Here is a 24,099-nt window from a genome sequence, read left to right as displayed (position 1 = left end):
AGACGATCGCTTGTCGGGCCGTAATAGCGGCATTTCTTTTCGTCATTTGATGCCTCACGGCGTTCAGTGACTTCCGGGTTATCATAGAAGTCGTCACTGGAATACCGCTATTCTCCGCTCTAGCGGCCTAATCGGGGGATGACACACCACCGTTTCTGATGCTCGACAGATATTTAGTGTAAGCTTGTTATAGAAGCTCCTATGCGACTGGAAGCGACCGCAAAGCAGGACGAATACAAGGTCTGGATGACCGACGCCGAACTCGAGGAGCTGCGGCGGGCCGCTGCGAACCATCGCGACGATCTCATCATCCAACTCGGTGGCTACGTCGGCCTCCGAGCCTTCGAAATTCCACAGATCCGCCCCGAGCACGTGAAACGCACACCGGACGGCGATCACTATCGACTCCGGGTTCCGGAGGGCAAGGACACGACCGGGAACGGCGGGAAGCCCCGTGACGCCTACCTCCCCGCGGACGTCGAGGGCGACGTTCACCGCTATCAGAATGCCGAAGATATAGCGCCAGACGATTTATTGATCGATCTCACCGAGCGCGGCGTCCGCGACGTCGTGAAGCGCACGGCCGAGCGTGCGGCCGCCGAAACCGGGGACGACGACTACCAGTACGTGAGTTCTCACGATCTCCGCCGCCGCTTCGCTCAGCGCCTTCTCGTCGACCGACAGATGAATCCCCGGGTTGTGATGGCTGTCGGTGGCTGGGACTCCTTCCAGGCCATCGAACCATATCTCAATGCCCCGACGGCCGAGGTCGTCAACGACGCCTTCGAGGAGGCGGGGCTCGCGTGACCGAGGACGACGTCGATCCCGAGAACCCGCGACCGGCGGGGAACTACCCGCGGTTCAGGGATAACGAGTGGCACTACGTTCCGGACGACCTCGCACAGACGATTTCGCTGGGACCGGGCGGCGACGGCGAAGCGGGCCAAGATTCAGTACCTCACAAAGCATCCACAGCTAGCTGTTTCTGCGGCCTAAGTTCTGTCTCGAAGCGGTTGTACTGATGGTCTCGATGAGATGATTACGGACGGATCGACGGAGAGCTGTCGCTGTCGGCGGCGGTCAGCCGCCGACGCGACAGCGTTGCCACTCACTTTGCTGGCTTGCTCGGTCGGTGGTTAGCGGTGGAACCGGTCGTCAGGTGGCCGATTCGCGGGGACGGCCCGACGCACCGCGAGGGCCGTCCACGCAGCTCGTCGAACCATATTGACGAACTCCTTGTACGGCCACCACCAGAGGCGACGCCCGCCTCGGCGGGGCGTCGCCACATACTCGTAGTGAAGGTACCGCCAGACGTTCTGTAATAGCAGACTCACCACGACGTACAGCAGCCGTACCGTTGGATCTCGTGTGGTTGTTGTCGCTATCGCTTGTTCAAACAATCGATAGCTCGACTCGATACCGAACCGCTTGGTGTAGTGGTATCGAGCGTCGCGTGGTGAGTCGATGAACGGCGCGTCAGCGGCGTAGCCGTGACGCGCCACACCGTTCTCGTCATACTTCCCGTTTAGGTACGTACAGTCGATGTAGACGGGAAACTCGACGGTCCAGCTGTGGCCGTCGAGTTTCCCTGTCAGATCGTGCTGAATGACACGACTCCACCCTTCCGAGAGCTCTTGCTGAATCGTCTCACCCCACCGGATGATTGGGATCACGTACGCGTAGTCGTGCGTCTGAAGCAGCGTGAGGCACTTGCTGTCGTAGAATCCGCGATCAAGGTAGACGGCCTTGATCTCGGTGTCAAGGCCGTCGAGAATACCGAGGAACTCAGCGAGGACGCTGCTGGCGGTGTCGCCGTCTTCGAGACGGCGCACCGCCAGCGTGTAGCGTTTGTTCGTCACACGCGCGTAGAGTGTGGCGTAGGCGTGGAACGCGGTGGTTCCACGCTTCGCTACCGAGTGATAGAGACCGTCTGTGTCGGCTTTGTCACCGTAGTAGGGTCGCAGGTGGAGGTCTGCGCAGACCTCCACCTGCTTGGGGAGCAGTTCATCGATATCCTTCCGAAGGAGCGTGTTAGCGACTCGTTCGAGCCGTTCCGGCTCGAACTTCGTCCGAAGATGGTAGAGGATCGTGTTCGCAGTGGGTGTATTCTGGCTCGACGCACAGAGCGTAGAGACAGAGGTCCCGTCGGCGCAAGCGCCGACGAGGACCTCATAGATGTCCTCAGCAGCGATTTCAGCGTTATTTGCTAAAGAGATTGGAACTTCCTCGTCAAGGCGGTTGACGAGAAAGTTAAGAAGTTGGTCCTCGTGAATCTCACCGTCTGCTTGCTTGTTGGAGTACACATCCTCAGCAAGCAGACGTTCTAACTAACCGGCTTTGTGAAGTACTGAGATTGGGTGCTCACGTACACGCCGGAACAGCGAGATGAGGACGACCGCGAGAAAGTCCTCGTTCGGCTGACGCCACGCGCGCTCCAAGAGCTCTATGTCGAGACAAAGAATCTCTCACCGGACGCCCGGCAAGCGGGCCACACGGCCGAGTGTGACCTATGCGGGGAATCGGTTCCGTTAGAAAAGGCGGTGCCGAACCCGAGGGGCGAGCCGGCACACAGGCGGTGTTACGTCGACGCCTACGGCGGGCCGGAGTGGCTTCGGGACTACTAACCCATGCACCAGAAAGGCCACTACGGCGCGGCGTTGGTCGCCTACGCCCCCGTTGTATTCATCCTGACTGCGCTTGGCTACACCACGCTCGGAGTGCTCGGTGGTGCCGTTGTCGTTGGCGGGGCCATGCTCCCTGATGTCGACCAACGAATCCCCGGCGTGAAACACCGAGGACCGACACATACCGTGTGGTTCGCGCTCGCCGTCGGCGCGGTCGCCGGTGTCGGTGGCCTACTACTGGGGACGTCCCGTGGCGTGCTCGCTGCGCTCGGAACGGGCCTGTTCGGCGCCGTCGTCGGGACGCTCGCCGTGGTGGCGCATATCCTCGCTGACGTGCTCACACCGACTGGCGTTCGGCCGTTCGCGCCCGTGCATGGCGAGAAGTACACGCTCGACGTCGTCACGGCCGCGAACCCAATAGCGAACTACGCCCTGCTTGTGATCGGCGTCGTGGTCGCCGGTGTGGCGGTCGCTGGCGGGCTCGCGCTCAGCGGTTAACCAACACTCGGGGGTAGAGGGCGGTGTCTGTTGGTTAAGACCGTGGCGCAGGGGAAGGGTTACGTCACTCTCGGCGCGTATCTGTGTGTATGGCGACGGTATCGGACCCGCCCTCGGGCGTCGAGTTCATCCACAAGAACGACGGTCGCATGACTGCGCGACACGTCGAGTCGGGGGTGGCGTCCTTTGGCGACACGGAAGCCGAGGCGCTCCGACAACTTGCCGACGCTCTGGATAGCCACGTCGGTCGCGGCGAGGAGATCGATGACCCCGAGGCGTGCCTCGAGGAACTCGGGATCGACGCCGAAATCAGAGAAGACGGCCCGCCGCCGTGGCTCTCGGACGAGTAGTGTGGTTCGAACGGCGTTTTCCTCGGAAGACAGTGTCTCCTTCGTCGAATACGCTCTCGCGGGACTACGCCCACTCGTGATTATCCCACCCCTCGTAGTGCTTCAGCCGACTCTTGATTTCGAACGGTTCCCACCCGCACTCGTGATAGAGACGGTCAGCGAGCGCTCCGAATTCGCCACTGTTCAGTTCGATGCCCCGCTTCCCCCGGTTGATGATGTAGAGAGCGGATCGGAGCTCATCGAAGACCTTGCTCGCGGTGGGATAGTCGTTCGTCTCGATGGCGGAAATGGAGAGGAGATTCTCCTCGACGATCGGTGACCCCCACCGGTGCTCAGCTATCATCGCCGCGAGGAGAGCGCATTTCACCGATGGCTTGCGCATATTCCCCTATCTTCACCCCTCTCTGATAAGTGTGCGTTAACGAGCGTTTACGCCAAAACAAACAACTATGTACGCCGACCGGCACACTAGAAACATGAGCGAGTCAACGCCGAAGCACCCGGCGGAGGAGAAGGACACTAAGGAGGCTCGCCTTGAGAACCCGAGCGGCGTCCTCCATCTCTTTCAGCACGAGAGCGTCCCTATCCTCCTTGACGCCATCCTCACCCTCCCTCCCGGTCGGGAGTTCAACAAGACGGAGTTCGCCGATCACGCCGGCGTCACTCGGCAGACGGTCAGCAACTACATCGATCTCCTACTGGAGACCGATATCGTCGAGGAGGTCCCAAACACGTCGCCTCGTCGCTACCGAGTCGCTAAGAGTGACGTCGTCCAGGAACTCTTCGAACTGAATAGTGCGCTCAACAATGTCGACGAAGCCGATTGACATCCTCCTCCGCGTAAACGCGGAGGAATCCCGAGCGGTGGGAGTTTCAGGTTCGCAGCCCAATCACCGGACTACCAGGCCTTTCGGGCACGGATAGTCCCACAATATCGGACTGGTGGACTGCTGGCAGTGCCAACCCGCCGGTACCCCTATCCTCAACCGTGTTTGGCGTCCCCGTGTTGTTTTGGCCACGGGGACGCCAGCAGGCGTCAACGGAGTCGGGGGTATCGTCTGGTTTGCTTTGAGCAGTCGGCACGTTGGCACACCCGTCGAGGATGTGGCGTTCACCGACTGCTCTTTCGGATACTGCCTCGTTACGTGGGCGGACAGGCCGCCTCCGAAGGACGGTTCGGAATCCGCTCCGTTCCGACCGATTCCTATCCAGTAATAGGGGTGCCTGTCACTTAAACGTCGGTATCCCGAAACTCAGAGTGCTGTCGAACGTGGGTTCTCTCCGAAGTGGCGGGGCGTATCCACGGCCTGAAGGCCGTGGTATTGCGCCTGTTCAGCGGTATAAAAGCAGTACCACGAATCGCTCGACTGGCGATACGAGCGCAAACTGGGTGTCGATGACGTGTGTTAGGAGTTGGACAGCGCTTTGTAGAGTTCGACAATGAGCTAAGTCCGAACGGCCTCGTGAGTGAAATCGGATTCACCAGCAAAGATGACCCTCGTCTCTTCGTCCGACGGCCGACAGTGATACGTAGCTCATCTCTGTCTCAGGAAACGTCAGTCAGTACTTCAGGACAGACTCGAGATCCTCTTTGCTCGCTGTATTCCCTTCGGCGATGTCCTCAATACCGCGAAGAATGCCCTCGGGAACCTCAGGACGACCCCCGTCCTCGGCATCGCTCTTGCGGTCATCGCCAGCAGAGTGGCGACTCATTGATGAAATGTCGGCGCTCGGGTGGAATAAGCTTGTGGACGGCTACGCGGACGTCGACGACTCTGAGGTGTCACCGACCGACGTAGTGAGTTCGACCTCGATCTTCACCGTGTCGTAGGGAACGTGGGGCTGCTTCGCGCTGCCCGCTTCGCGGAAGTGAACGATACGGTACTCGCTCAGGATCTGCAGGTCGTCGTGAACCTGACGGACGTCCCGGTCGAGGCGGTCGGTAAGGGCGCGGATGCTCTCGGCTGGCTCCTCCATCAGACTCCGTACCAGCTCCAGGCGGCGCGGCGTGAGAACGCGCTGGAGCCGGCTGGTGTCCTGGAAGTTGACGACGTGGGCACCGCTTCGCCCTGCTCCCAGCGCTCAGCGCGGTTCAGCACACTCTCCGTGTGCTCCTCGAACGGCGTCGACGTGATTCGGAGCGTCGAGGAATACTCGGCGTCCGCCGGGGATTCGTGCAGGTGGTCAGGCGAATGCTTGCTCATGGATGGGATCGACCTCTTCGAGGATTTTTGACGCCTACATCGGGGCATCTGTATTGTCCATGTAGGACAACGCGCGTATGGTAGAGGGTTGTTGTGGTGAATGAACAACGCTGGTATCCGCCCTCTGCAATTATCCCAAATCCTTGCTTTCCAATCGTTCTGTGACTTCTGTGACTTCCATTCCCGCCAAGCGTTCCAAGCCGAGTTCGACGATCAGCGGGTAGAAGTGGCACATCTTCGTGAGTTCACAGCAAGTGGTTCACCGATCACGCGTAGCGAAAATCGGTGAAATGGGGAATTGGCCGGCTCATCCACCAGGCTTTGCACCAGCTCGAGGCGGCGCAGCATGAAGATGTACTGGAGTCGGCTGGCATCTATCGCACCCCCCATTTGCTGAATGTATCTTGCAGAAGAACCAGAGAGGGGCTTCGCACTAAGGAGAGAAGGACTAGCAAGAATAGCAGTGAGAGACTGTTATGAGATATCTCCTTGACGGTGAACGTGGTCTTCTATACACCTGAGTGAGTACGGGGAGTCAACTAATGACGACTAACGATGATGAGACGCTCCGACTTCTTTGTATGGGAGACAACCACGGGGATGTCGACTCACTGGAGCGGGTCGTCGACGGTACTGAAGGCGAGGAATTCGACTTCGTAATTCACGTCGGCGATATCACGAACGCATGGTTTGATGGCGTCGACGAGGGGCGGGAACAGCTCGATGCGGTCACGCCGTATTTCGAGACGCTCCACGAGCGGGGAGAGCTCCTCTACATCTGGGGGAATCGGGACGGGGCAATCGGCCCGGAACAGCCGTTCCAAGACTACGACCTTCCAGGGACGTACATCCCCGAAGATGACAGTATCACCGTTGCTGGAGAGACATTCACGCAGAATCCCGAACTAGTTGAAGACGAGACAATCCTCGTGAATCACTACTGGCACCCCGAACTGCTGGAACACTTCGCGGGGAAGGCATACTTCTCTGGTCATATACACACCGGTCGCTACAAGAACAAGGCTCTCAATACCGCATTCCTCTACCGAACGGCAGACCATGGTGCAGACGCGCTTCTCGGCGCGTACTTCGTCGTTGAGATCGCCCCTGACGGAACGTGGGAGGTCGAATTCCGAAACATCGGGCAGGTTCGCAAAGGAATCTGTCCCAAACACCAGGCACTCGGTGTGCAGTTCGTCCCCGACTACTGGCGAAACGACTGTCAATTCTGCTACGACGAAGAGGAATTCTACAGTGAGGTCGTCCGCACAGTGCTCTACGGACTGGGAACGATACAAGAGGAAGCCGAGACTGACGAAGTGGTCGAATCTGCAGCGTCAACGTTCGGGGCTACTCCACCGTCTTTCGAATCGAAACTGCGAGAGTTTCTCGAAGAGCGGACAGAGGAGCACTCATAGCGGCCACTATGGGACGAGATCCAGGGTCTATGCCGGTTCGGTCCGGAACCGAGTGATTGGGACGTCGGTGACGTCGTCGTAGTCGTCGTCGGCACCGACCAGGAGCATCCCGTCGACGTGTGCTGCAGTCCCGAGCGCGAAGGCATCACCGAGCGCTGGAGCGTAGCGGAATTTGAAGTCGGCTGCTGACGCCCAGGTCTGTTCGGTATCGACGCGACGGATGCCGCTTTCCTCGAGGACGTCGACGACAGCATCAGCGCGTTCCTCGCCGTCGATTGCACGCACGACGTAGTGGACCTCGGCGAGGTTGATCGCTGAGATGTATCCATCGGCCGCGCCTTCGACGGCGTCGACGTACGTCTCGACGGTGTCGCTCCCTGGTTCGTTGCAGAAATAGGCGATGAGTGGTTCGGCGTCGAAGATAATCGTCTCGGGAATGTCAGTCCCCTCTGTCATGTGTCGGCCTCGTCATCACTGGCGTAGCGCTGCCGCAACTCCTCTTCACTAGCCTTGTCCTGCTCGCGTTCCTCCCGCAGTCGTTCGACTGCTGAACGACCCTGCTCGTCGGTTTTCCCTTCCAAGACTCCACGCAGGTCTGTGACCGAGTGGATGGGACGGACGACGATTTCGCCCTCCTCGGTGCGAACGAACTTCACGCGGCCGGGTGTGTCGATGTCGAGTTCCTCCCGGAACTCTTTGGGAATGGTCGCTTGGCCGCGCGACGATACAGACACTACTTTTTCAGACTCTGCTTTACTCATACTCCCTCAATTCATTACTTCGTCCCAGTCATACATAAGAGTGTCGTGGGAGAGTAATCGAAATCGCCTATGCTGAATCTTCGTCGTCCAATCGTTCTGTGACTTCTGTGACGTCCATTTCCGCCAAGCGTTCTAGACCGAGTTCGACGATCAATGGGTAGAAGTGCCGTGTCTTCTTGAGATTGACCTCGGCGTCAGCCTCCGAAAGCGAGAGATCCAGTCGTTTGAACGCCGTCGTGAGATTACTATCGAGGCCGTCATCGAGGTAGAAACTCCGCACATTCCATTCCTTCTTGATGTTCTGTGCTCTCTGTGAAGCCTGTGACTTCCTCTCGGCCCCTGATTGACTAGAATTCATGTCGTTCTGTGACTTCTCAGAAATGGTCTCGTTCTCGTCGTCCTGGTCGTCGTCAAACCGACGGCTCAGACGTTCGTCGATTTCGTCACTCATCGGCCACCTCCGCAGCTATCTGCGCATACACGTCGGTCATATCGACTTCCTCGGCGTCTTCGGCGAACACCGAACCCTGGTCTTTCACTGCCCGCTTGATTGCTGCCCGGCTTCGAACGGTCCACACCCCGACGCGTCCTTCGAAACGCTCGTTGAACCAGTCAATGGCCGCCTGCTGTTCATTGTCCAGCGGATAGGCCACGTTCGAAACAATGAGACCGAGGACATCGACGTGTGTGTCGTAGTTATCCTCGAGCGTATCCAACTGGCGGAGTAGATGATTGAGCGCGAGCTGGGAACTTTCGTCGGCTTCGACCGGGACGAGCAGTTCCTCGGTGGCAAGAACGACGTTATCATTCAGTGGGCCGAGCGACGGCGGCGCATCGATAAGGACGACGTCCCACGCGGTCGCGTTCTCCAGGACCGTCTTCAACCGCAGCCGGGGACGCATCCCGCTCGCGATGAGGTCCTGCTCAAGATGGAACATATCGATGTTGGCCGGAAGGAGATCGAACTCCTCGTGAGTGACAACGAGATCGTCGACGTCGTGGTCGGCGGGCGACTGAAGCGCATCGTATAGCGACGGTGGGTCCGAAGTGTACTCGTCTTCGAACCCAAGCCGATGCGTGAGGTATCCCTGAGGGTCCATATCGACGGCGAGAACGTCTACACCATCGGCAGCGAGCCCGCCAGCGACGTTGATTGTATTCGTGGTTTTACTCACACCTCCCTTCTGATTCGTGATCCCGATTCTCCGAGTCATGGCTTCCATCCGTTCTGTGCTTTCTGTGACTTCAAATAACTACGTCAGACGCGTTTCGGTCTCTTGCCGTCTGAGTTACCCCACATATTGATACTCAAAGCGAGACGTGGGGTAACTATGGACGAATCTTCAGAGCCGCCCACAACAGAACCGCAAGCGCCAGAGCTACCGAACTATATTCTCGAACCACTGGACAAGCAGTCGCCCGATCGACTCGATGCGATTGCAACGTATGCCACGAAGCTGGCGGCTTGGAAACGCGCCGAACGCGAGCGTATGGCTGACCAAAAACAGGAAGAGGAATCGATCAGCGAAGCCAAACAGAACGAACTCGAGGAACGAGACGTCTCGACTGATCCAGCAGACTACGATGATGTCCCAGCTGGTGGAGCCTACATCACGATCAAAGAGACGAAGCCGGGCTATCACTACTTTTACTGGCAATGGCGTGACGGCGACTCCTGGAAAAACGAGTATATCGCACCGGTGAACGCGAACCGAGAATCTTGATTGCTCCAGATATCCTCGAGTGGTTCTCCCTGTAGTTACCCCACGCATTCAATCATAGATCGCTGGCGTGGGGTAACGTTGAGCAGGAGAGAATATAGCGACTGCTTTGCTGATTGTATTGCTCCCCCTCCCCCCATTTGCGGAATGTATCTTGAGAAAGGGCCGGGGGACATCCTAATATCGAGAATGACCAAAATGTCGAGATCAGCTGTTAGAAGACGTTTAGAGGAGATAAAGACGAAGAACAGTTCCGAAGCCATTCCTCTCCATATAGAAATTATATCTTCCTTTCCATTACGCTCTTACTGTATTACGGATATTGTTACCAGTCCCTTTGCATAAAACCTTCTATCTACAAACCTAGTTGCAGATATTCACCAGATCAGCTATCTCAAAGTCTATAAGCGCGATTTTCCTGGTTTTAGATATTCTTGTCGTGATTCTCCTCTCAACCCCCACCCGCCTTTTGGTGAGATACAATCAGTAAATGGGGGGAGAGGGTGGGTTGCGACTGTTCGCTTGGGAAGATTTCAGTTCTCAACAGCCGATCTGGGCTGTTACGGCTGGTCTATCGAATATTTCCTCGATGAGCAATGCGGGAACGTTCTCTTGCCTCCGATACCACCTCCGACTTCCTCTGGTGTAGCGAGATACAATCAGTAAATGGGGGGATGACGTCTGTCAGACGTTCGTCGATGATGCTCGGACCCCAGATCGAGAGAATACATTCTGCACATGGGGCCTCTCACAGTATACAATCAGCAAACGGGGGGTGGCTACGTACCGCCTCGACCAGTCCCATCTTTTAAACAGTGAAGAATCTCGCCCCAAAGGGCAGGCGTGAATCGCGTCACTCGACTACGCAACCGCCGTTAATCGGCGGAACTGGATTCCATACGTTCGTCGATACACTCTCTGACGAGGCTCGACAGGTTGATATGATTCTCCCGGATCCATTCGTCTTGCTCTTCCCGGATTGTAACGTTTCTTCGGTTCACAGACGGTTCTACAGCATCGGAACCAAAAAGTGTGTAGGATGTGTATCGTGTGGTATGGCAGGGGAGGTGACGAAAACTCTCGAGGCGACACTTGCCCCACCGACGGAGGGGAAGGCGGTGCGTCTCCGTCGCCTTCTCTCCACCTACCGCGAGGCGTTGCACGATGCGTTCGACTCCGGTGCGGATACGATGAACGGCGTGTCCGACGTAGTAACGCCGTTCGACCTGCCTTACCAGGCGAAGGCTGCACTGTGCAGCTACGTCCCGAAGCTCCGAAAAACGTACAACGCCAGCGAGTTAGACGACGAACACCCGATCCGGCTCACAAATCAAGCCGCGAAGTTCGACCGCGATGAATCTCGCCACCACGAGATTTGCTGGAACGTGCCCCTGCCGGGCTACGGGACGAACTTCTGGATTCCGCTGCGAATCAACCCCGAGCAAGAATCGTTGTGGCACGATCTCCTCAATGAGGGTGCCAAGGCCGGACAGATCCGGCTCCAGCAGAACCGGAGTAGCTGGGTGTTGCACATTACCGTCACGTACTCGGTCGAAGAACCCGAGATGGACGGTGACGAGACGTACATCGGGTTCGATATCGGCGAATCTACGTTGATTACGGGCTGTGCCCTCAAGCGGAACACGCCGACGAAGCCGATGCTCGAGAGTGGCAGTCGTGCTCGAGCACTTCGCAAAGAGATGTTCACGACACTCCGGCGGCTCCAAGAGCGCGACGCTGCCGAGTGGCGGATCGGTGAACGATTCAACCACTATCAGAACGCGCTGACAGATATCGTCGAGAAGGCGTCTCGAAAAGCCGTCGAGTACGCCCGACAGTTCGACGATCCCGTGATTGTGATGGAGGACTTGTCCTTCATCCGCGAGAACTTGGACTACGGGGAGTACATGAACCGACGCCTTCACGCATGGGCGTTCGCTCGGCTTCAAGGCCGGGTCGAAGATAAGGCCACCGAGGCCGGTGTCCCGGTCGAGTACGTGAACCCGCGCTATACAAGCCAGACGTGCCATGAATGCGGACACATTGGATCTCGTAATTCACAAGCGGAGTTCGAGTGTACGAACGACGACTGTCACGTAACTGAGTTCCAAGCAGACATCAACGCGGCGGCGAATATCGCCAGTCGCGTAGATCCGTGGGGAGAGAGCGTTCCTTGGGAACCGGAACGCGATGACTCGCCTCGGAACGGGAGCGCCTGTGACAGCGCCACAGTCTACCGGGAGACGAGCGAGAAATACTCGCAGATGACGCTCGCGGCCTACTCGGACTGAAACCTACGGCACAGCCGGAATCCCACTGTCGTGGGAAGCCCCGCCGTTTACGGCGGAGAGGATGTCACGTGCTATTGAATTCGTCGAGCTGGGATTCCACGACAAGCTGGAGGGAATCCTGTTCGATCTCAGTTATCCGGCTGTCCCGCTCAATCGTCTCTTCGACAGTCTCGGGATCGATAGCGAAGGCGTACTCGTTGTGAACACCACGTCCGCGCCCGCGGCCGCTCCGATCCTTCGAGATGATGTTGTACGACGCTAATTCCTTTGCATACCGTCGGAAGGAATCGTCCGATTTCGTGACCGCATCGATGCTCTCGGTCACGTAGCTGTAGACCTCATAGGCGACTGGACCGGGGATCGAATCGAGTGAACGAGTCGCGTGAACAGCGACCGACGTCAAGGCGTACAGAGTGTATTTTTTCTGCGCGGAGAGCCCGTTGATCGTCTTCTGTGCTTGGTCGACGTCGAGTTTCCCCTGTGCAGTTCGAACATGGCGCTCCTCGACGGTCCCGCTTCCTTCGCGGTCGGCCATCTCACCTGCCTTTCTGAGCAAGTCGATTGCCTTCCGAGCGTCACCCTCGTCTTGAGCAGCGAACGCGGCGGCAAGCGGTATCACATCGCCGGAGAGTACGCCATCACGGAACGCATCTTCTCGATGCTCGAGGATGGCTCGAATCTGGGTGGCGTCGTAGTCGGGGAACACGACGTTATCTGGATTGAACGAACTGGCTGTCCGCCCATCCAATTTCTGTATCAACTGGGTGTCGTTGGTGAGTGCAGCGACTGCTGACCGGCCTTCGATGTCGCCCTCGGCGGTAGCGCGTGAGAGTTGATAGAGCAGTCGAGAGTAATCCGGCTCGTCGTCGTTGCTATTCCCGGTGAGATAGTCGATCTCGTCCAGGATGAATAGGATCGCCTCGAAGCGTTCATTGACGATCTCGTAGAGGCGGTCGTACTTGTCTGAGGTTGCCGTTCCCTGTTTTTTGATGCCGACCTCAGCACCGGTCTTCTCAGACACGTCCTGCAGCATCGCGTAGACGGCTTTATCCTCGGAGCTGATCCGCTGGCAGTTGATGCGAATGACGCCGAAGTCGACACCGCGATTCTCACAGAGCGTCGCGACCTCCTCGGCAGTCGCGTTGATGATGAGGGATTTGCCCGTTCCAGAGGGGCCGAATTGGAGAATATTGTCTTGCCGCCCTCCCTTCACTGCGGGGAGGAGTAGTTCGATGATCCGATCTAGCTGCTCGTCGCGACCAACGATGCGATTGGCGTCAATGATCGTATCCGGGTGAACGAGGTCCTTATTGGCAAACACTGACGTCGTCGAATCCTTCTCGTTCAGTTGGCTCTCGACGCGATCACGAATCGTCTCATTCAATCCGCTAGTACTGCTCCCCTCTTCTGTGTCCGAACCAGGGTCAGTCTCGGCAGGTTCGTGATCTGATCCCGTAGTGGTTTCACTGTCAACACCAGATTCGCCGTCTACATCGGGTATTGCACTGTCGTCAGTGATTTCCGCTTGGTCTGGAGTGCTATCCTTCTGCGGCCGGGTCATGAGTCGGACATTTCACCCGAGGGTAAAAGTCGTTGTGTATGCTGAATCTAAATTGCCAGTCCTGGCACTGTACACTCGAAATACCCATCCACTGCACAAATCCGTCTATCCACCGTTTGCAGGTTGTAACGGCTAACGGCGGGTGTCAGTTGCTGAATAGCGTCCTCAGATTTTCTGAGACGTATTAACCAACACGAGTTCTCATTTGCCGCCGAGTGTTGGTTAAGATAGCTGTCTCGGGCCGATCATGGCTGGAAAGACGATGAGATCTACGAGTGCGCATCGAACCGCTACCGCATCACGAATGCCCCCGTCGCTCCGCTCGGGGGCGTGCGCTCGGCTCCGTCAGTCGGGACCCGTGTGAGGGTCCCATCCTTCGGTCGCCTCGCTTGTGGTGGCTGTTAAGCCACTGTACCAATGTGATTCGTTGCGACGATGGTATGCAGATTCTCGCAACTCGTAGCTTATAAGACACTAGCCAAGCACGTATCATTAAGCACGGCTTGCGGATCTGAAAACGGGCGATGATGCCCGTCTAACCGCCCTCCAGTGATAGTAACTTCAAACTAAAGGGTGTCATAGAAGTCTTCTCATAGTGTTGATTACATCCACTTCTACGGTGAATTGGCCGATAAGTAGGTCTGCGTATTGATTAGATGTCGAAGTATGTCTCTGCTCTTTTCAGAATGTGTTCAAGCACGGGCGACCCTCGGATGGCAGTTAATGGCTGCGGTGGTTCCGGATCGGATGGGTGATCTGCCAGCTGTCGATACCACCACTGGATATCGTGCCACTCCCCCTGTTTGTAGCCAACTGCGGGGAACGTACCGACCGGTTCGAACCCCATTCGCTCGTGTAACTTCACGCTTGCAGGGTTCGGGAGCGTCACAACTGCGTACGCGTTATAATATCCTTGCTCCTTCAAAGTCTCCAAGAGGGAAGTGTACAGCGCGGTTCCGATACCCGATTGGTGAGTGTCTTCAGCGACGTATACTGACAGTTCAGCCGTCCATGCATACGGCGGGGTTGATCGCAACGAACTCGCAGTTGCGTATCCGAGAATTTCGCCTTCGTCCGTCTCGCAAACGAACCACGGATACTTGTGGAGAGTCGTCTCAATCCGCTCTGCCATCTCCGTAGTCGTTGGCGGGTCAACTTCAAACGAAATTGGTGACGATTCGACGAAAGGCGCGTAGATAGAACGGATGGCTGGTGCATCTTCCGGAGTGGCTAATCGGAGCTGGTATTTCATGTCTGAGGAATTTCCACGCGACCACTGTATATCCTGTACTTATCGAATCAGGGTACTCACATAGGTTGTGTGAGAGCCGTTCTATGACACCCTCTCAAACTAGGTAGCAAGGCGGATTCCCCGCCCCACCGTGGGCGGGGTGGAAGCCGACGCCCGCTGCCACAAACCTACCAACTATTAAGTACCTTTACTCTCTATTGAAACTCGTGGCAGACGACTACCTGAGACGCACCGCAATCACTCGCCCCATCCTCACCCACGAGCAGAAGCAACTGCTTGATGCCACTATCAACGAGTGGCAAACTGCCTGCAACACCAGCAGCCAGATCGGATGGGAACACGGTGAAACGCGGAAGACGTACCTCCAAGACCTCGCCTACGGCGATGTGCGAGAGGAAACGCGTCTCGGGAGTCAGCACGCAATCCTCGCCACCCACCAGGCCGCAGCCGCACTCTCCGGCGTCGAAGAAATCAACGAACTGGACGAGGAGTACAAGACATCACGTCCGGAGTTCACCGCCGAGACAGTGAAATACGACACCCGGACGATGACGATATTCGACGACGGAACAGTCTCACTCTCAACGGTTGACGACCGTATTCGGTGTGATCTTGCGTTGCCTGACGACGAAGATGGCTACCAACACCAGTACCTCAACGATGAGGACTGGGAGGTCACCGAATCCACGCTTTCTCGGCGTGATGGCGACTACTACCTGCATCTCGGCTTTCGCAAACCGAAGCCCGAGAAACAGGTCGAACAACAGGGCGACGACGAGGACAGGACAGTTCTCGGCGTTGACCTCGGTATCGTCAACATCGCCACCACCAGTACGGCGTACTTCGCGTCCGGCAGGGAACTTCGACACCGCCATCGGGAATTCGAGCGGATACGTGGCAACCTCCAACAGACTGGTACACAATCCGCACATCGGACGATTCAGCAGATGAGCGGTAGGGAATCCCGATACGTTCGAGACGTCCTCCACCGCGTGGCCAACGACATCATCGAGGAAGCACTGGAGCATAACTGCGAGTACATCGCGGTTGAGAACCTGAGACACATCAGGGAACGTGCGCCGCCGGTCAAAGAGTTCCACCAGTGGGCGCACCGCCAGCTCGTTGACCTCGTGGAGTACAAGGCTGACGCGGAAGGCATCAGTGTTGAGTACGTTGATCCGGAGAACACGAGTCGGCGGTGTCCCGAGTGTGGACACACTAGCGAAGGCAATCGCGTCAGGCAGGCGGAGTTCGAGTGCGAGAAGTGTGGTGCGACAGCGAATGCGGACTATGTTGGAGCGAAAAATGTTGGATGGCGGTACGTCCGTCGCGGCCTACAGTCGTCGCGGCGGACGGGCGACAGTCAACTCGCCCTGAAGTCAGGAACAGTGACGCCGAACCGGGGATTCGTCCCGTCCGACTAACTGTCGGGAGAGGCCGAGTTCACTGACAAGCCCTGCGCCACCGTGCGCGGGGCAGTTGACGTACTCGTGCTTGCCCTCGACTGGGATCTCACCCTCCTTGCAGAGTCGGCGGAAGAGATTCCGAACGGTCTCCGTGGTGATCGATGGCGGAGAAATCTCATACCGACGTAGCACTGCCTCTGGACCGTTCGCCTCGAGTTCCGATTCCAAGCCATCTACGCGCTCGCTGAGTTCCGAGTGGGACGGGGAGCCGAACGTACGAACCCTCCGTTGGCTCTTCATACCGAACCGTCTTACCGGTCATGAATGTTCTAATGGTTCAAAGCAACAAACCCTCGGTGACAACGATATACGGAGTTCTCGGAGCCTTCTCAACTTACTGTATCGGGATGCAGCTGCCGAATTAGCCATGAAATTAGTCAGCTTCAGCGGTGGTGTATCTAGCCATACCGGTCTCTGTGGGACGTGTTTCTGAGGAGACGTACTCCTCACTCTCCATTTAGGATTTCTTGGGCGCGCTCGCGAACGCGCTCACCGTCGCGGTCACGGTAGGACTTGTGTGTTGTCTCGATGCTCTGATGACGGAGCGCCTCCTGAGCGGCCTCTGCGTCGTGGGTATAGAGTTCGTCTCCGAGGCCACGTCGGGCGCCGTGTAGTTTCAGATGGTCGCCATCGGAGCCGACCAGCCCTGACGCGTCGGAGTGTTCGCGGAGGATGCGCCGTGCCCCGCCGATGGAGAGCGCCGGCGGCGTACCGTCGTGCTCGCGGTAGACATCTAACACCGTGTCTGGTGTGAGGCGGTCGTCGTCTTCGTTGACGCCGTCGAGCATGCGAGCGCCGGCGTAGAGTGACGGGGGGTGTCGTGTCACCCAGACGGGCCAGTCCTCATCCTTGGGGTTCTGACGCCGATAGTGGTCCGCCAGCCGCGTCCTTCCGGCGTCAAGGAGCGGGGCTTCCTCGATTTCTTGGGACTTCCCGAGGACAGACAGTGTCCCCGCGTCGAGGTCGACATCGCGCCACCGAAGACCGTTGCGTCGGTCGTTGTCCAGGTCACGGAAGAGTTCGGCGCCGCGGGCCCCAGAGTAAGCGACCGTGGCGATAAGGGCCCGCTCGCGGGCAGCATCCGCCGGCGTGACCCATCCCTGCTCGTCGTCGAGGGCGGCGTCGAAGTACCAGTCCGTCCAGCGGACGATCTGCTTGCGCGTCGCCGGACTCCAGAACTGCTGGCCGTCGTCGGTCGTGCCGAGTGACTCATCAGGGAGTTCGTCTTCGACGTGATGGCTCTTTGCAGGGTTTTCCGAGAGGAGGTCGCGTTTGACGAGGTACTCCAGCCACGCACGCACCCGAGCGAAGTACTGGTGGGCGGTGGCTCCGCTGATGCCGTGGGGTTTTCCCTGTTGCTCGCGCGTCTGGACGCGGCGGTCGAGGTGCTGGGCGTAGCCTTCGAGGAGGCGCGTCGAAATCGACTCGACGTCCTCGACGCCACGGTCGGCGGCGAATTCTTCGAAGCGCTCCAGCAGGCGTTTCGAGTCGGTGGCGTACCGTCCAGAGTCGCCGACCTTCCCCTTCGACTGGACGAACTGCTGTATTGCCGCCTCGAAGGTGGTTCTGTCGGCGTCTTCCCTGGGGGTAACGCCGTCCTGAGTGTCGTCCATTCCGTTGACTGACCCGACGGCGGCGACCTCCATAATTCTACCGTCGCTTATTCGATTAAGCACAAGTGGATTAGCGAAAAGGCTAAACCTGCGATATTGGTGTGCACAGAACTCCTATACCCAGAACCCGCCCCCGAATACAGATGATAAATCGTATGCCGCTATATAGAGAATTCGTGGCTGTAGTTGCTAATTCCGGAGATTTGCTGTACGGAATTTCTAGTTTTCACCGAGCTGTCTCCCCCTATCAGGCCGGATCACCGTCTCGATTACCCGGAATTCGAAGTAGTAGGGCTGCGAAGGGGAGAAATCAGCCGAATACACCGGAACTGCGTACTGATGGCTCTATGGGGAAAAGAAGACACGAACGCGGAGACCGGCTATATCAGCCCGACGAGGTTCCGGTCTATAAATTTGATAAAGCGTTGTGCCGTGATTCGTGGTTTCGACCGGACCTCAACGTCTAACCCCACCTGCACGAGGAAGTCAACCATCAACCACGCGTTATACAGGAGGACCGCGAACCCGAAGTGGAACAGCCGTGGTTCGAACTTCCGAGACGTCGTCCACGCTGCGAACTCCTTGATTTTCTTATAAGACGTTTCGATGCCACCCCGCTGGTTGTACTCTTCCACTTTTTCCTTCGCTTGCCGGCGGTCCAGTGCCGTTTCATCGCTCACGTGCAGATTCGTGTAGAACGGCACTGCAGACTGGTCCTCTTCGTCTACCTCTTCCTCGTCGTCATCCGGGACTTCACCGTACCCGTACTGCTCATCATCTGGGTCACCCGGTAATCCGACGAGATTCGTTGTTTTCCGGTGGTTTGACGAGCCGTGCTTCACCTTCCCGCGGACGCCCCAGTCCTGCTTGACCGCGAGAATGCCGCGCTCCATATCCACATTTCGTCGCAGCCATCGTTTCGTCCGGTCGTTACGAGGGGCTGGCATCAGGTACTTCAGATTGTTCTCCTCGAACGCAGCGATCGCGTCTGTGCTAGCGAATCCGCGGTCAGCGTACACGCATCGTGGTGTGACGCTATCAGGGACGATTTCGAGGAGATCCCGAACAACATCGCCGTGGATGACCGTGTATTCGTCGTCACCTGGGTACGCGTCGTTGTCAACGTGGTCTTCGTTTCCAACAGGGAGCATCCCGACGGTGAGATGGACGCCATCACCGACGAGGGTTGCTGTGGCGAACTTGTGACACCAGCTGTAGTCCTTGTGGTCCGGCGTTCCTGTAACCCATTCAAGACCGTCACGACCACCGTAGTAGGCGACGTAGGTAATGTCGATTGCGAGGAAGACTGGTTCTGGGAATTCGGCGTACGGCTTGATGCGTTTGAGCGCACGTTCAGCGCTGCGATTCACCATGTCGGTAATCCGCTTGATGGTCAAGTCGTGAATCGCTTCGAGGAGTGTTTCGCCGGTAGGTCCGTCAACGTAGAACGGGTCGTCGATGTCAATATCTTTCTGAGCAGCAAGTCGGTCACTGTTGATGGTCGCTCCATCGTTTGCGGCGTCACCTTCCATCCCCATGACGGTCATGAGTTCGAGAAGGTCCTCCTCGTCGTAGATGGCGTGTTCCGGGCGGGGAAGGTCAAGTTCAGGGAACACGACGTCTGCCATTTGGTCAAGGACTTCCCGGGTTTTCTCGCGGAGTAACCGTTGTCCCGCGCGTGTTGAGGAGCCGTCGGTTTCGTCAGCTTGCAATCCTGTGTGTCCGCCGATCGGGCTACCGCGTTCCGTGGCGAGTTTGTCGATTGTTTTCGCGGTTGTCTCAATAATGGTCTGCAGGTCTACGTCGGAGTCCTCGTCGTTGAGGCGGTTTCGCCACGCGCGGGCGAACGTGTCACCATGCGGGATGTCGTCCGGGTTGAACCCGAGCGCCGTGGCAATCTCGGGGTTGTCTTCAAGCCGGTCGGCGATCCCGGTGATGGACTTGTCTTCGGTTTTCGCCCAGAGTGCAGCGAGGAACACGGGGTCGAAATCGTTTGTTTCGGCGTGCCACGCTGGGTACGGGTCTTGGCTGCGGTATTTGGAGACGTCAAGTTGCGTGGCGAGCTCTGGCCATTCGGTACCGTATTCGATGATGTCGTCAGCCTGTTGTTCTAGGGTGTTGTATGCGGGGTCCAGATCAAGGTCATCGACGCTTGGCAGGTCGCTCATCGCTGGACACCTCCGGTGATTCGTCTCGTTGACGGGTGGTGCTGGGCTGGCGGTGCGGTTCGTGGGAGCAGCGTCATCATGACCCTGCGTCCCTCAACTCCACTTTTGCTGGTAAGCATCCGCGTGTGCTTTCCGAATATATCCACTAAAACGCGCGTAGAGTGCCTGTTGTTGCCGTTCTGCGTTTTTCTGCGATTTTATTTTATTTCCAAATCAGAGTTAACTCCAGTATGGAGTTAGGCGTGGTTTCGAGTTAGATCGGGGTAGGTACGAAGGGGATTTCGACCGTGTGGTCTGGTGTCTGGTTGTCTCTAATTTGGAGTTAACTTGGGTTTCTATACGTCGTGGTGGTGAGCTGGCCGGTGATGAGCCTCACTGTCCAGGAGTTCCTACAGCGGAAGGGTGCGGTTGAGATGCTGGTGCTGCTGCACGATGGACCGATGACGTATTCGGAAATTGAACCGGAAATCGATGTGACGTCGTCAACGATTATCGAGCGGCGTGATGATGCCGCTAAGTTGGGATTGCTGACGGTGTCGCTTGGGCAAGGTGATGTGGGGACGAAGAAGGTGCACGATTTGACGGATATGGGGGAGCACCTGACGAAGAAGATGGCACGGGAAGGCTTGATCAGTAATTATCGGAAGTTACGGGCGCTGCGGGAGTTGGTGGACGAGCAGACAGAAGAGATCATGGAGTGGGTGGAAGAGAATCCGTCACTGCTCCTGCAGTACCCGGAAGCCGAGGACGGAACGATTATCGAGGACACCAGCCGCGGGTCGGATACGTCAGGCAGCACAGACAGTGCAGATGACGGGGAGGAGTTGACTGATGTTGAGAGTAATCTGGACGACTCATCCCTTGAGCATCCAGAGAACCCATCCAATCAAACGTCCAACGAGGAACAAGACCAACAGACCGAAAACACCGAAGAGGACGAGGATGATGGTGAGGAGCAAAACACCGAAGATGATGATGGTGGGGAGCGGGTGATTCGGCCGTCGGAAGCGACGCCAGATGAGGAAGATGAACGCGATGCAAGCGAACTGAGTCAGGGAAGTCTATCAGATATCGAAGCGAGCGACTCGGATGACATTGAACGTGACGTGAACGAAGAAGAGTAACAGAATCTGCTGGTGAGGTCCTCGCTAAGTACAGAGGGTTTAATGAATGGCGTAGGCTTTTCTTGGCCGAATGGATAAGTCTGGTATGGTCTCTGGCTGGCAGGTAATCCGCGTGGCGTGCATCTTATCTGTGTCTGTCGGCGTGGGCTTACTCGCTATTTCGATCTCTCTCGGCCTAACAGCGGGTACAGCACCGCCAGTACTAGTCGGATTCGGTGGGTCAGTCTGTACGGCGTATCTCTTGCTTCGGAAGCACCCTAATATCGAGACTGGGCCTCTGTGGCGGTTCAGTGGTCTTGTTTTTGTACTGTTCATTCTTGGGAATGCCGTTTCCATAGAGGGTATCTATGCCCCTCAAAGTGAGCAATCGCCGCTCGTAATTGGTGGTGTATGGGCTCTTTCGCTACTGATTTGCTACACGGTGATATTTAAAGTGGAATGGACGAATCGTTCTCCTTCTCAATAACCGTCTGGTAGATTCGCAGTCCCACTGAGCGGTTGTTTCACGCCAAAATCCACTGGTAAGAACCCTCCTCGATGTGGTGCGTATCTTCGCTAAGTATGGTGACTCAACAGACCTGTTTTGGAAGATTTGGAAACAACACGCTTCCATTTATGATGCTGGCGGACTGCGTCGACGCAAGTCATGATTACCGACGCGCGAGTGCTCCAGCCAGAATTCGTCCCGCAGGAGGTGAAACACCGGGACAACGAAGTCAACTACCTGTCCAGCATCCTCGAACCGGTCACGGACGGGAGTCGAATCGACCCCACACTCCTCTACGGCCCCTCGGGCGTCGGGAAAACCTGCATCGCGCAATTCCTCACCGAGGAACTCCGCCGGAACGTCGTAGACCTGAACACACAGTACGTGAACTGCTGGGAGGACTATACCCGCTTCAAAACCCTCTACCAGCTCCTCAACGGTATCGGAGAAACCGTTGACATTCACCGCCAGTCTACCCCGCGCGACGTGCTCTTGGACCGCCTCCGCGCTTACGACGGCCCGCCATACGTCGTCATCCTGGACGAAGTTGATCAACTCCAAGACAAAGACTTGCTCTACGACCTCTACCGCATCCCCACCCTCTCACTCATCCTCATCGCCAACCGGGAAGAAGAACTGTTCACCCCACTAGACGACCGGCTCCAAAGCCGCCTCCGGAACGCCAACCGCATCCACTTCACCGCCTACTCGAATGATGAATTAGTCTCAATCCTCCATGACCGCGTCCAGTGGGGATTAGCCGAGAACACAATCCGGGATGCAGAGCTACGACAAATCGCGGACCGGGCAGCCGGCGATGCCCGTGTCGCAATCGGCATCCTTCGGAAAGCTGCTCGAACCGCGGCCAGTCAAGGTGCGGACCGAATTCACTCCGAGCTTGTGGCGGACGCGGTTTCGGAAGCGAAATTGGAAATCGAACGGAAAACGCTGGATCGCCTCACGCCCCACCAGAAAGTCCTCTACGAGATCGTTACTGAGGCTGGTGAGATTGACCCGTCAGCACTCTACACTGCGTACCAGGACCGCGTTGACGACCCGAAATCCGAGCGCACAGTCCGAAACTACCTCTCGAAACTGGAGCACTACAACCTGATCGTCACTGACGGGAATACGAAGGCACGGACGTATCGGGCTATCCGGTGACGGAGATGTCTTGGCAGATTTGGAACCACCACGCCGCTGCCTATCCCCGCTGCCATTCTCACTGCACGTGTAATGCCAGACGACCAAGCGAATACGCCCACCACCGAATTCCTGACTCCGAATCGCGCGCCGGAGGCCGATCGCCGGAAGCGTCTCCTTGACGCGATTACGAACGAATCATTCAACGACTGGTATCAGGAAGAACAGTTCACAGAGAACATTCTGGAGGGGCGGCCGTACTTCAACGGCGCATCCCCACCACCTGCCGCGGAGAAACATTCCCCGAGTAAGTTGCTACAGTGCCATCGGAAGGTCCGGTACTACGCAGAGAACGCACCAAAGGAAGGTGATGCACCACAAGGGTTGTTCTGGATTGGGTCTGCCTTCGAGGAAGAGATTGTCGTGCCGTACTTGCTGGATGCAGTCACGACCGAGAACACCTATGTGCGGAACTCGATGTGGATAGACACGACTATCGACGACGGTGGCGCGCCAGTCCGCGTGAAGGGTGTGACTGACCCGGTGCTCGTGGATTCCTCTGGGGACCCGATTCTCGTGATGGAAATCAAGACAACATCGTCGGTATCGTATCTGGACAGCCCGAAACCGCATCACAAGGCACAGTTGCACGCGTACATGTATGCGCTGGATGCTGAGTATGACCGGTCGCTGCGTGATGGAGTCCTGCTGTACGGTGGGCGTGACACGCTAGATATCGAAGTGTTCCACGTCCAGTTTGACGAGTCGTTCTGGCAGGACCGCGTTGTTCCGTGGATGCGAGCCCAAACCCAGTATCGGAGCGACGAGGTGTTACCGCCTGCTGATCCGGTGTCTGACTGGGAGTGCGACACCTGTCCGTTCCGGATTCGCTGTGGGCAAGCTAACGAGGGCTACGAAGATGTCGGGTTCACCGGACTGTTGCCCGGGGTGGATGGGTATCGAAAGCACCAGCTCGTGGAGTACTTCGATGCGTATCCTGACGCGAAACTCACACCGACGTTAGCACATCAATTCCCGGCACTCGCAGAGGAACACGGCGTGTACGACTGGCACTGCCCGACATGCGGAGCGACCTACGCGTGGGATGCTATCGACATCGAGGCACAGTCACCGCTCTGTGAACGCTGTGTCGAAGACGACGAACTCTGTACTGTAGCGGTTCCCATGCCAGAATCGCAAAACATCCACTAATTCGAACACCCGTTGAACTACCGCGCCCTGCTCACCCTCTGCTGGAATTGGCTTAGCAGTAGTTGCCAATACGGTTTCTTTATTCAGTGGATGAGGTGAAACGCCCGGTAAGTGCAGTGAATCGATAGAGGGATTGGGTCTAATACCCGGGTTTAGGTAGTATCTGTATTCCGCTCTTTCGCTTGTGTTGAACGCTGTACACCGAG

General features: G+C 57.2%; 23 protein-coding genes and 2 pseudogenes. 13 read left to right on the top strand and 12 right to left on the bottom strand.

All coding sequences use genetic code 11. From position 1 onward, the window contains the following. The first annotated feature begins 201 nt into the window (after positions 1-201). On the top strand, positions 202-807 hold the full coding sequence (locus LT974_RS16545; RefSeq protein ID WP_232590335.1) for a site-specific integrase: 606 nt from the start codon (positions 202-204) through the stop codon (positions 805-807). Then, positions 804-1,022: a hypothetical protein gene (locus tag LT974_RS16540; RefSeq protein WP_232590733.1), complete on the top strand. Its 219-nt coding sequence runs from the start codon at positions 804-806 to the stop codon at positions 1,020-1,022. The genes LT974_RS16545 and LT974_RS16540 overlap by 4 nt, the downstream gene beginning before the upstream one ends. Positions 1,023-1,136: 114 nt before the next feature. On the opposite strand, the gene LT974_RS16535 is transcribed toward LT974_RS16540, so the two are convergent. Further along, positions 1,137-2,303 carry an ISH3 family transposase gene (locus LT974_RS16535; protein ID WP_232587224.1) on the bottom strand — a complete coding sequence of 389 codons (1,167 nt, stop codon included), beginning with the start codon at positions 2,301-2,303 and terminating at the stop codon, positions 1,137-1,139. A 48-nt stretch (positions 2,304-2,351) separates the two neighbouring features. Between LT974_RS16535 and LT974_RS16530 the strand changes: the two are divergent. The 3 genes and pseudogenes from LT974_RS16530 to LT974_RS16520 all read left to right on the top strand — a co-directional run. Then, positions 2,352-2,624 (top strand): annotated as a pseudogene (locus LT974_RS16530) (hypothetical protein); the annotation flags it as partial. Positions 2,625-2,627: 3 nt separating this feature from the next. Next, positions 2,628-3,122 (top strand): metal-dependent hydrolase, encoded by a 495-nt coding sequence (locus LT974_RS16525; RefSeq protein ID WP_232590334.1) that lies wholly within the window; start codon positions 2,628-2,630, stop codon positions 3,120-3,122. Between the two features lie 89 nt (positions 3,123-3,211). Next, positions 3,212-3,472 carry a type II toxin-antitoxin system HicB family antitoxin gene (locus LT974_RS16520; protein WP_232590333.1) on the top strand — a complete coding sequence of 87 codons (261 nt, stop codon included), beginning with the start codon at positions 3,212-3,214 and terminating at the stop codon, positions 3,470-3,472. A 64-nt stretch (positions 3,473-3,536) separates the two neighbouring features. Here the strand turns inward: LT974_RS16520 and LT974_RS16515 are convergent, their stop codons facing one another. Then, positions 3,537-3,854 carry a hypothetical protein gene (locus tag LT974_RS16515; protein WP_232590332.1) on the bottom strand — a complete coding sequence of 106 codons (318 nt, stop codon included), beginning with the start codon at positions 3,852-3,854 and terminating at the stop codon, positions 3,537-3,539. A 94-nt stretch (positions 3,855-3,948) separates the two neighbouring features. On the opposite strand from LT974_RS16515, the gene LT974_RS16510 reads away from it, so the two are divergent. After that, positions 3,949-4,299, top strand: a complete 351-nt coding sequence (locus LT974_RS16510) for a helix-turn-helix domain-containing protein (RefSeq protein WP_232590331.1) — start codon at positions 3,949-3,951, stop codon at positions 4,297-4,299. 733 nt (positions 4,300-5,032) lie between these two features. On the opposite strand, the gene LT974_RS16505 is transcribed toward LT974_RS16510, so the two are convergent. Then, on the bottom strand, positions 5,033-5,185 hold the full coding sequence (locus tag LT974_RS16505; RefSeq protein WP_232590330.1) for a hypothetical protein: 153 nt from the start codon (positions 5,183-5,185) through the stop codon (positions 5,033-5,035). Positions 5,186-5,227: 42 nt separating this feature from the next. Next, positions 5,228-5,676 (bottom strand): annotated as a pseudogene (locus LT974_RS16500) (HVO_A0114 family putative DNA-binding protein). A 542-nt stretch (positions 5,677-6,218) separates the two neighbouring features. Here LT974_RS16500 and LT974_RS16495 point away from each other — a divergent pair. Next, entirely contained in the window at positions 6,219-7,094 is an 876-nt protein-coding gene (locus LT974_RS16495; RefSeq protein ID WP_332840563.1) for a metallophosphoesterase family protein, read from the top strand. A 27-nt stretch (positions 7,095-7,121) separates the two neighbouring features. Here the strand turns inward: LT974_RS16495 and LT974_RS16490 are convergent, their stop codons facing one another. The 4 genes from LT974_RS16490 to LT974_RS16475 form a co-directional block, all read right to left on the bottom strand. Beyond that, positions 7,122-7,550, bottom strand: a complete 429-nt coding sequence (locus tag LT974_RS16490) for a PIN domain-containing protein (RefSeq protein ID WP_232590328.1) — start codon at positions 7,548-7,550, stop codon at positions 7,122-7,124. After that, complete coding sequence (locus LT974_RS16485; protein WP_232590327.1) at positions 7,547-7,855, bottom strand: AbrB/MazE/SpoVT family DNA-binding domain-containing protein; 309 nt, start codon at positions 7,853-7,855, stop codon at positions 7,547-7,549. Before LT974_RS16485 ends, LT974_RS16490 begins: the two co-directional genes overlap by 4 nt. Positions 7,856-7,922: 67 nt before the next feature. After that, the gene (locus LT974_RS16480) at positions 7,923-8,306 is read right to left on the bottom strand and encodes a hypothetical protein (RefSeq protein WP_135830724.1); all 384 of its coding nucleotides are present in this window, start codon (positions 8,304-8,306) and stop codon (positions 7,923-7,925) included. After that, positions 8,299-9,069 (bottom strand): ParA family protein, encoded by a 771-nt coding sequence (locus LT974_RS16475; RefSeq protein ID WP_232590712.1) that lies wholly within the window; start codon positions 9,067-9,069, stop codon positions 8,299-8,301. Before LT974_RS16475 ends, LT974_RS16480 begins: the two co-directional genes overlap by 8 nt. A 117-nt stretch (positions 9,070-9,186) precedes the next feature. On the opposite strand from LT974_RS16475, the gene LT974_RS16470 reads away from it, so the two are divergent. Continuing rightward, a complete protein-coding gene (locus LT974_RS16470) occupies positions 9,187-9,579 on the top strand; it encodes a hypothetical protein (RefSeq protein WP_232590326.1) in 393 nt (130 codons plus the stop codon). A gap of 1,052 nt (positions 9,580-10,631) precedes the next feature. Further along, the gene (locus tag LT974_RS16465) at positions 10,632-11,867 is read left to right on the top strand and encodes a transposase (RefSeq protein WP_232590711.1); all 1,236 of its coding nucleotides are present in this window, start codon (positions 10,632-10,634) and stop codon (positions 11,865-11,867) included. Between the two features lie 64 nt (positions 11,868-11,931). Here the strand turns inward: LT974_RS16465 and LT974_RS16460 are convergent, their stop codons facing one another. Beyond that, on the bottom strand, positions 11,932-13,428 hold the full coding sequence (locus LT974_RS16460) for an AAA family ATPase (protein ID WP_232590324.1): 1,497 nt from the start codon (positions 13,426-13,428) through the stop codon (positions 11,932-11,934). Positions 13,429-14,080: 652 nt separating this feature from the next. Next, positions 14,081-14,680 carry a GNAT family N-acetyltransferase gene (locus LT974_RS16455; RefSeq protein WP_049909256.1) on the bottom strand — a complete coding sequence of 200 codons (600 nt, stop codon included), beginning with the start codon at positions 14,678-14,680 and terminating at the stop codon, positions 14,081-14,083. A 206-nt stretch (positions 14,681-14,886) separates the two neighbouring features. On the opposite strand from LT974_RS16455, the gene LT974_RS16450 reads away from it, so the two are divergent. Further along, the gene (locus LT974_RS16450; RefSeq protein ID WP_232590322.1) at positions 14,887-16,104 is read left to right on the top strand and encodes an RNA-guided endonuclease InsQ/TnpB family protein; all 1,218 of its coding nucleotides are present in this window, start codon (positions 14,887-14,889) and stop codon (positions 16,102-16,104) included. A gap of 488 nt (positions 16,105-16,592) precedes the next feature. Here the strand turns inward: LT974_RS16450 and LT974_RS16445 are convergent, their stop codons facing one another. Then, positions 16,593-17,792, bottom strand: a complete 1,200-nt coding sequence (locus tag LT974_RS16445) for a tyrosine-type recombinase/integrase (protein WP_232590319.1) — start codon at positions 17,790-17,792, stop codon at positions 16,593-16,595. Positions 17,793-18,139: 347 nt separating this feature from the next. Continuing rightward, the gene (locus LT974_RS16440) at positions 18,140-19,927 is read right to left on the bottom strand and encodes a transposase (RefSeq protein WP_232590710.1); all 1,788 of its coding nucleotides are present in this window, start codon (positions 19,925-19,927) and stop codon (positions 18,140-18,142) included. 365 nt (positions 19,928-20,292) lie between these two features. Here LT974_RS16440 and LT974_RS16435 point away from each other — a divergent pair, with 365 nt between their 5' ends. The 3 genes from LT974_RS16435 to LT974_RS16425 all read left to right on the top strand — a co-directional run bounded on the left by LT974_RS16435 (position 20,293) and on the right by LT974_RS16425 (position 23,893). Continuing rightward, positions 20,293-21,051, top strand: coding sequence for a hypothetical protein (locus LT974_RS16435; RefSeq protein ID WP_232590709.1), 759 nt, complete (start codon positions 20,293-20,295; stop codon positions 21,049-21,051). A 646-nt stretch (positions 21,052-21,697) separates the two neighbouring features. Continuing rightward, on the top strand, positions 21,698-22,702 hold the full coding sequence (locus LT974_RS16430; RefSeq protein WP_232590708.1) for a Cdc6/Cdc18 family protein: 1,005 nt from the start codon (positions 21,698-21,700) through the stop codon (positions 22,700-22,702). Positions 22,703-22,774: 72 nt separating this feature from the next. After that, positions 22,775-23,893, top strand: a complete 1,119-nt coding sequence (locus LT974_RS16425; RefSeq protein ID WP_232590707.1) for a CRISPR-associated protein Cas4 — start codon at positions 22,775-22,777, stop codon at positions 23,891-23,893. The last annotated feature ends 206 nt before the right edge of the window (positions 23,894-24,099 follow it).

This window comes from Halobacterium noricense (genome assembly GCF_021233435.1).
GTDB lineage: Archaea > Halobacteriota > Halobacteria > Halobacteriales > Halobacteriaceae > Halobacterium > Halobacterium noricense.
Note: the sequence above shows the minus strand (reverse complement) of the source record. Positions and strands in the feature narration are given on the sequence as shown.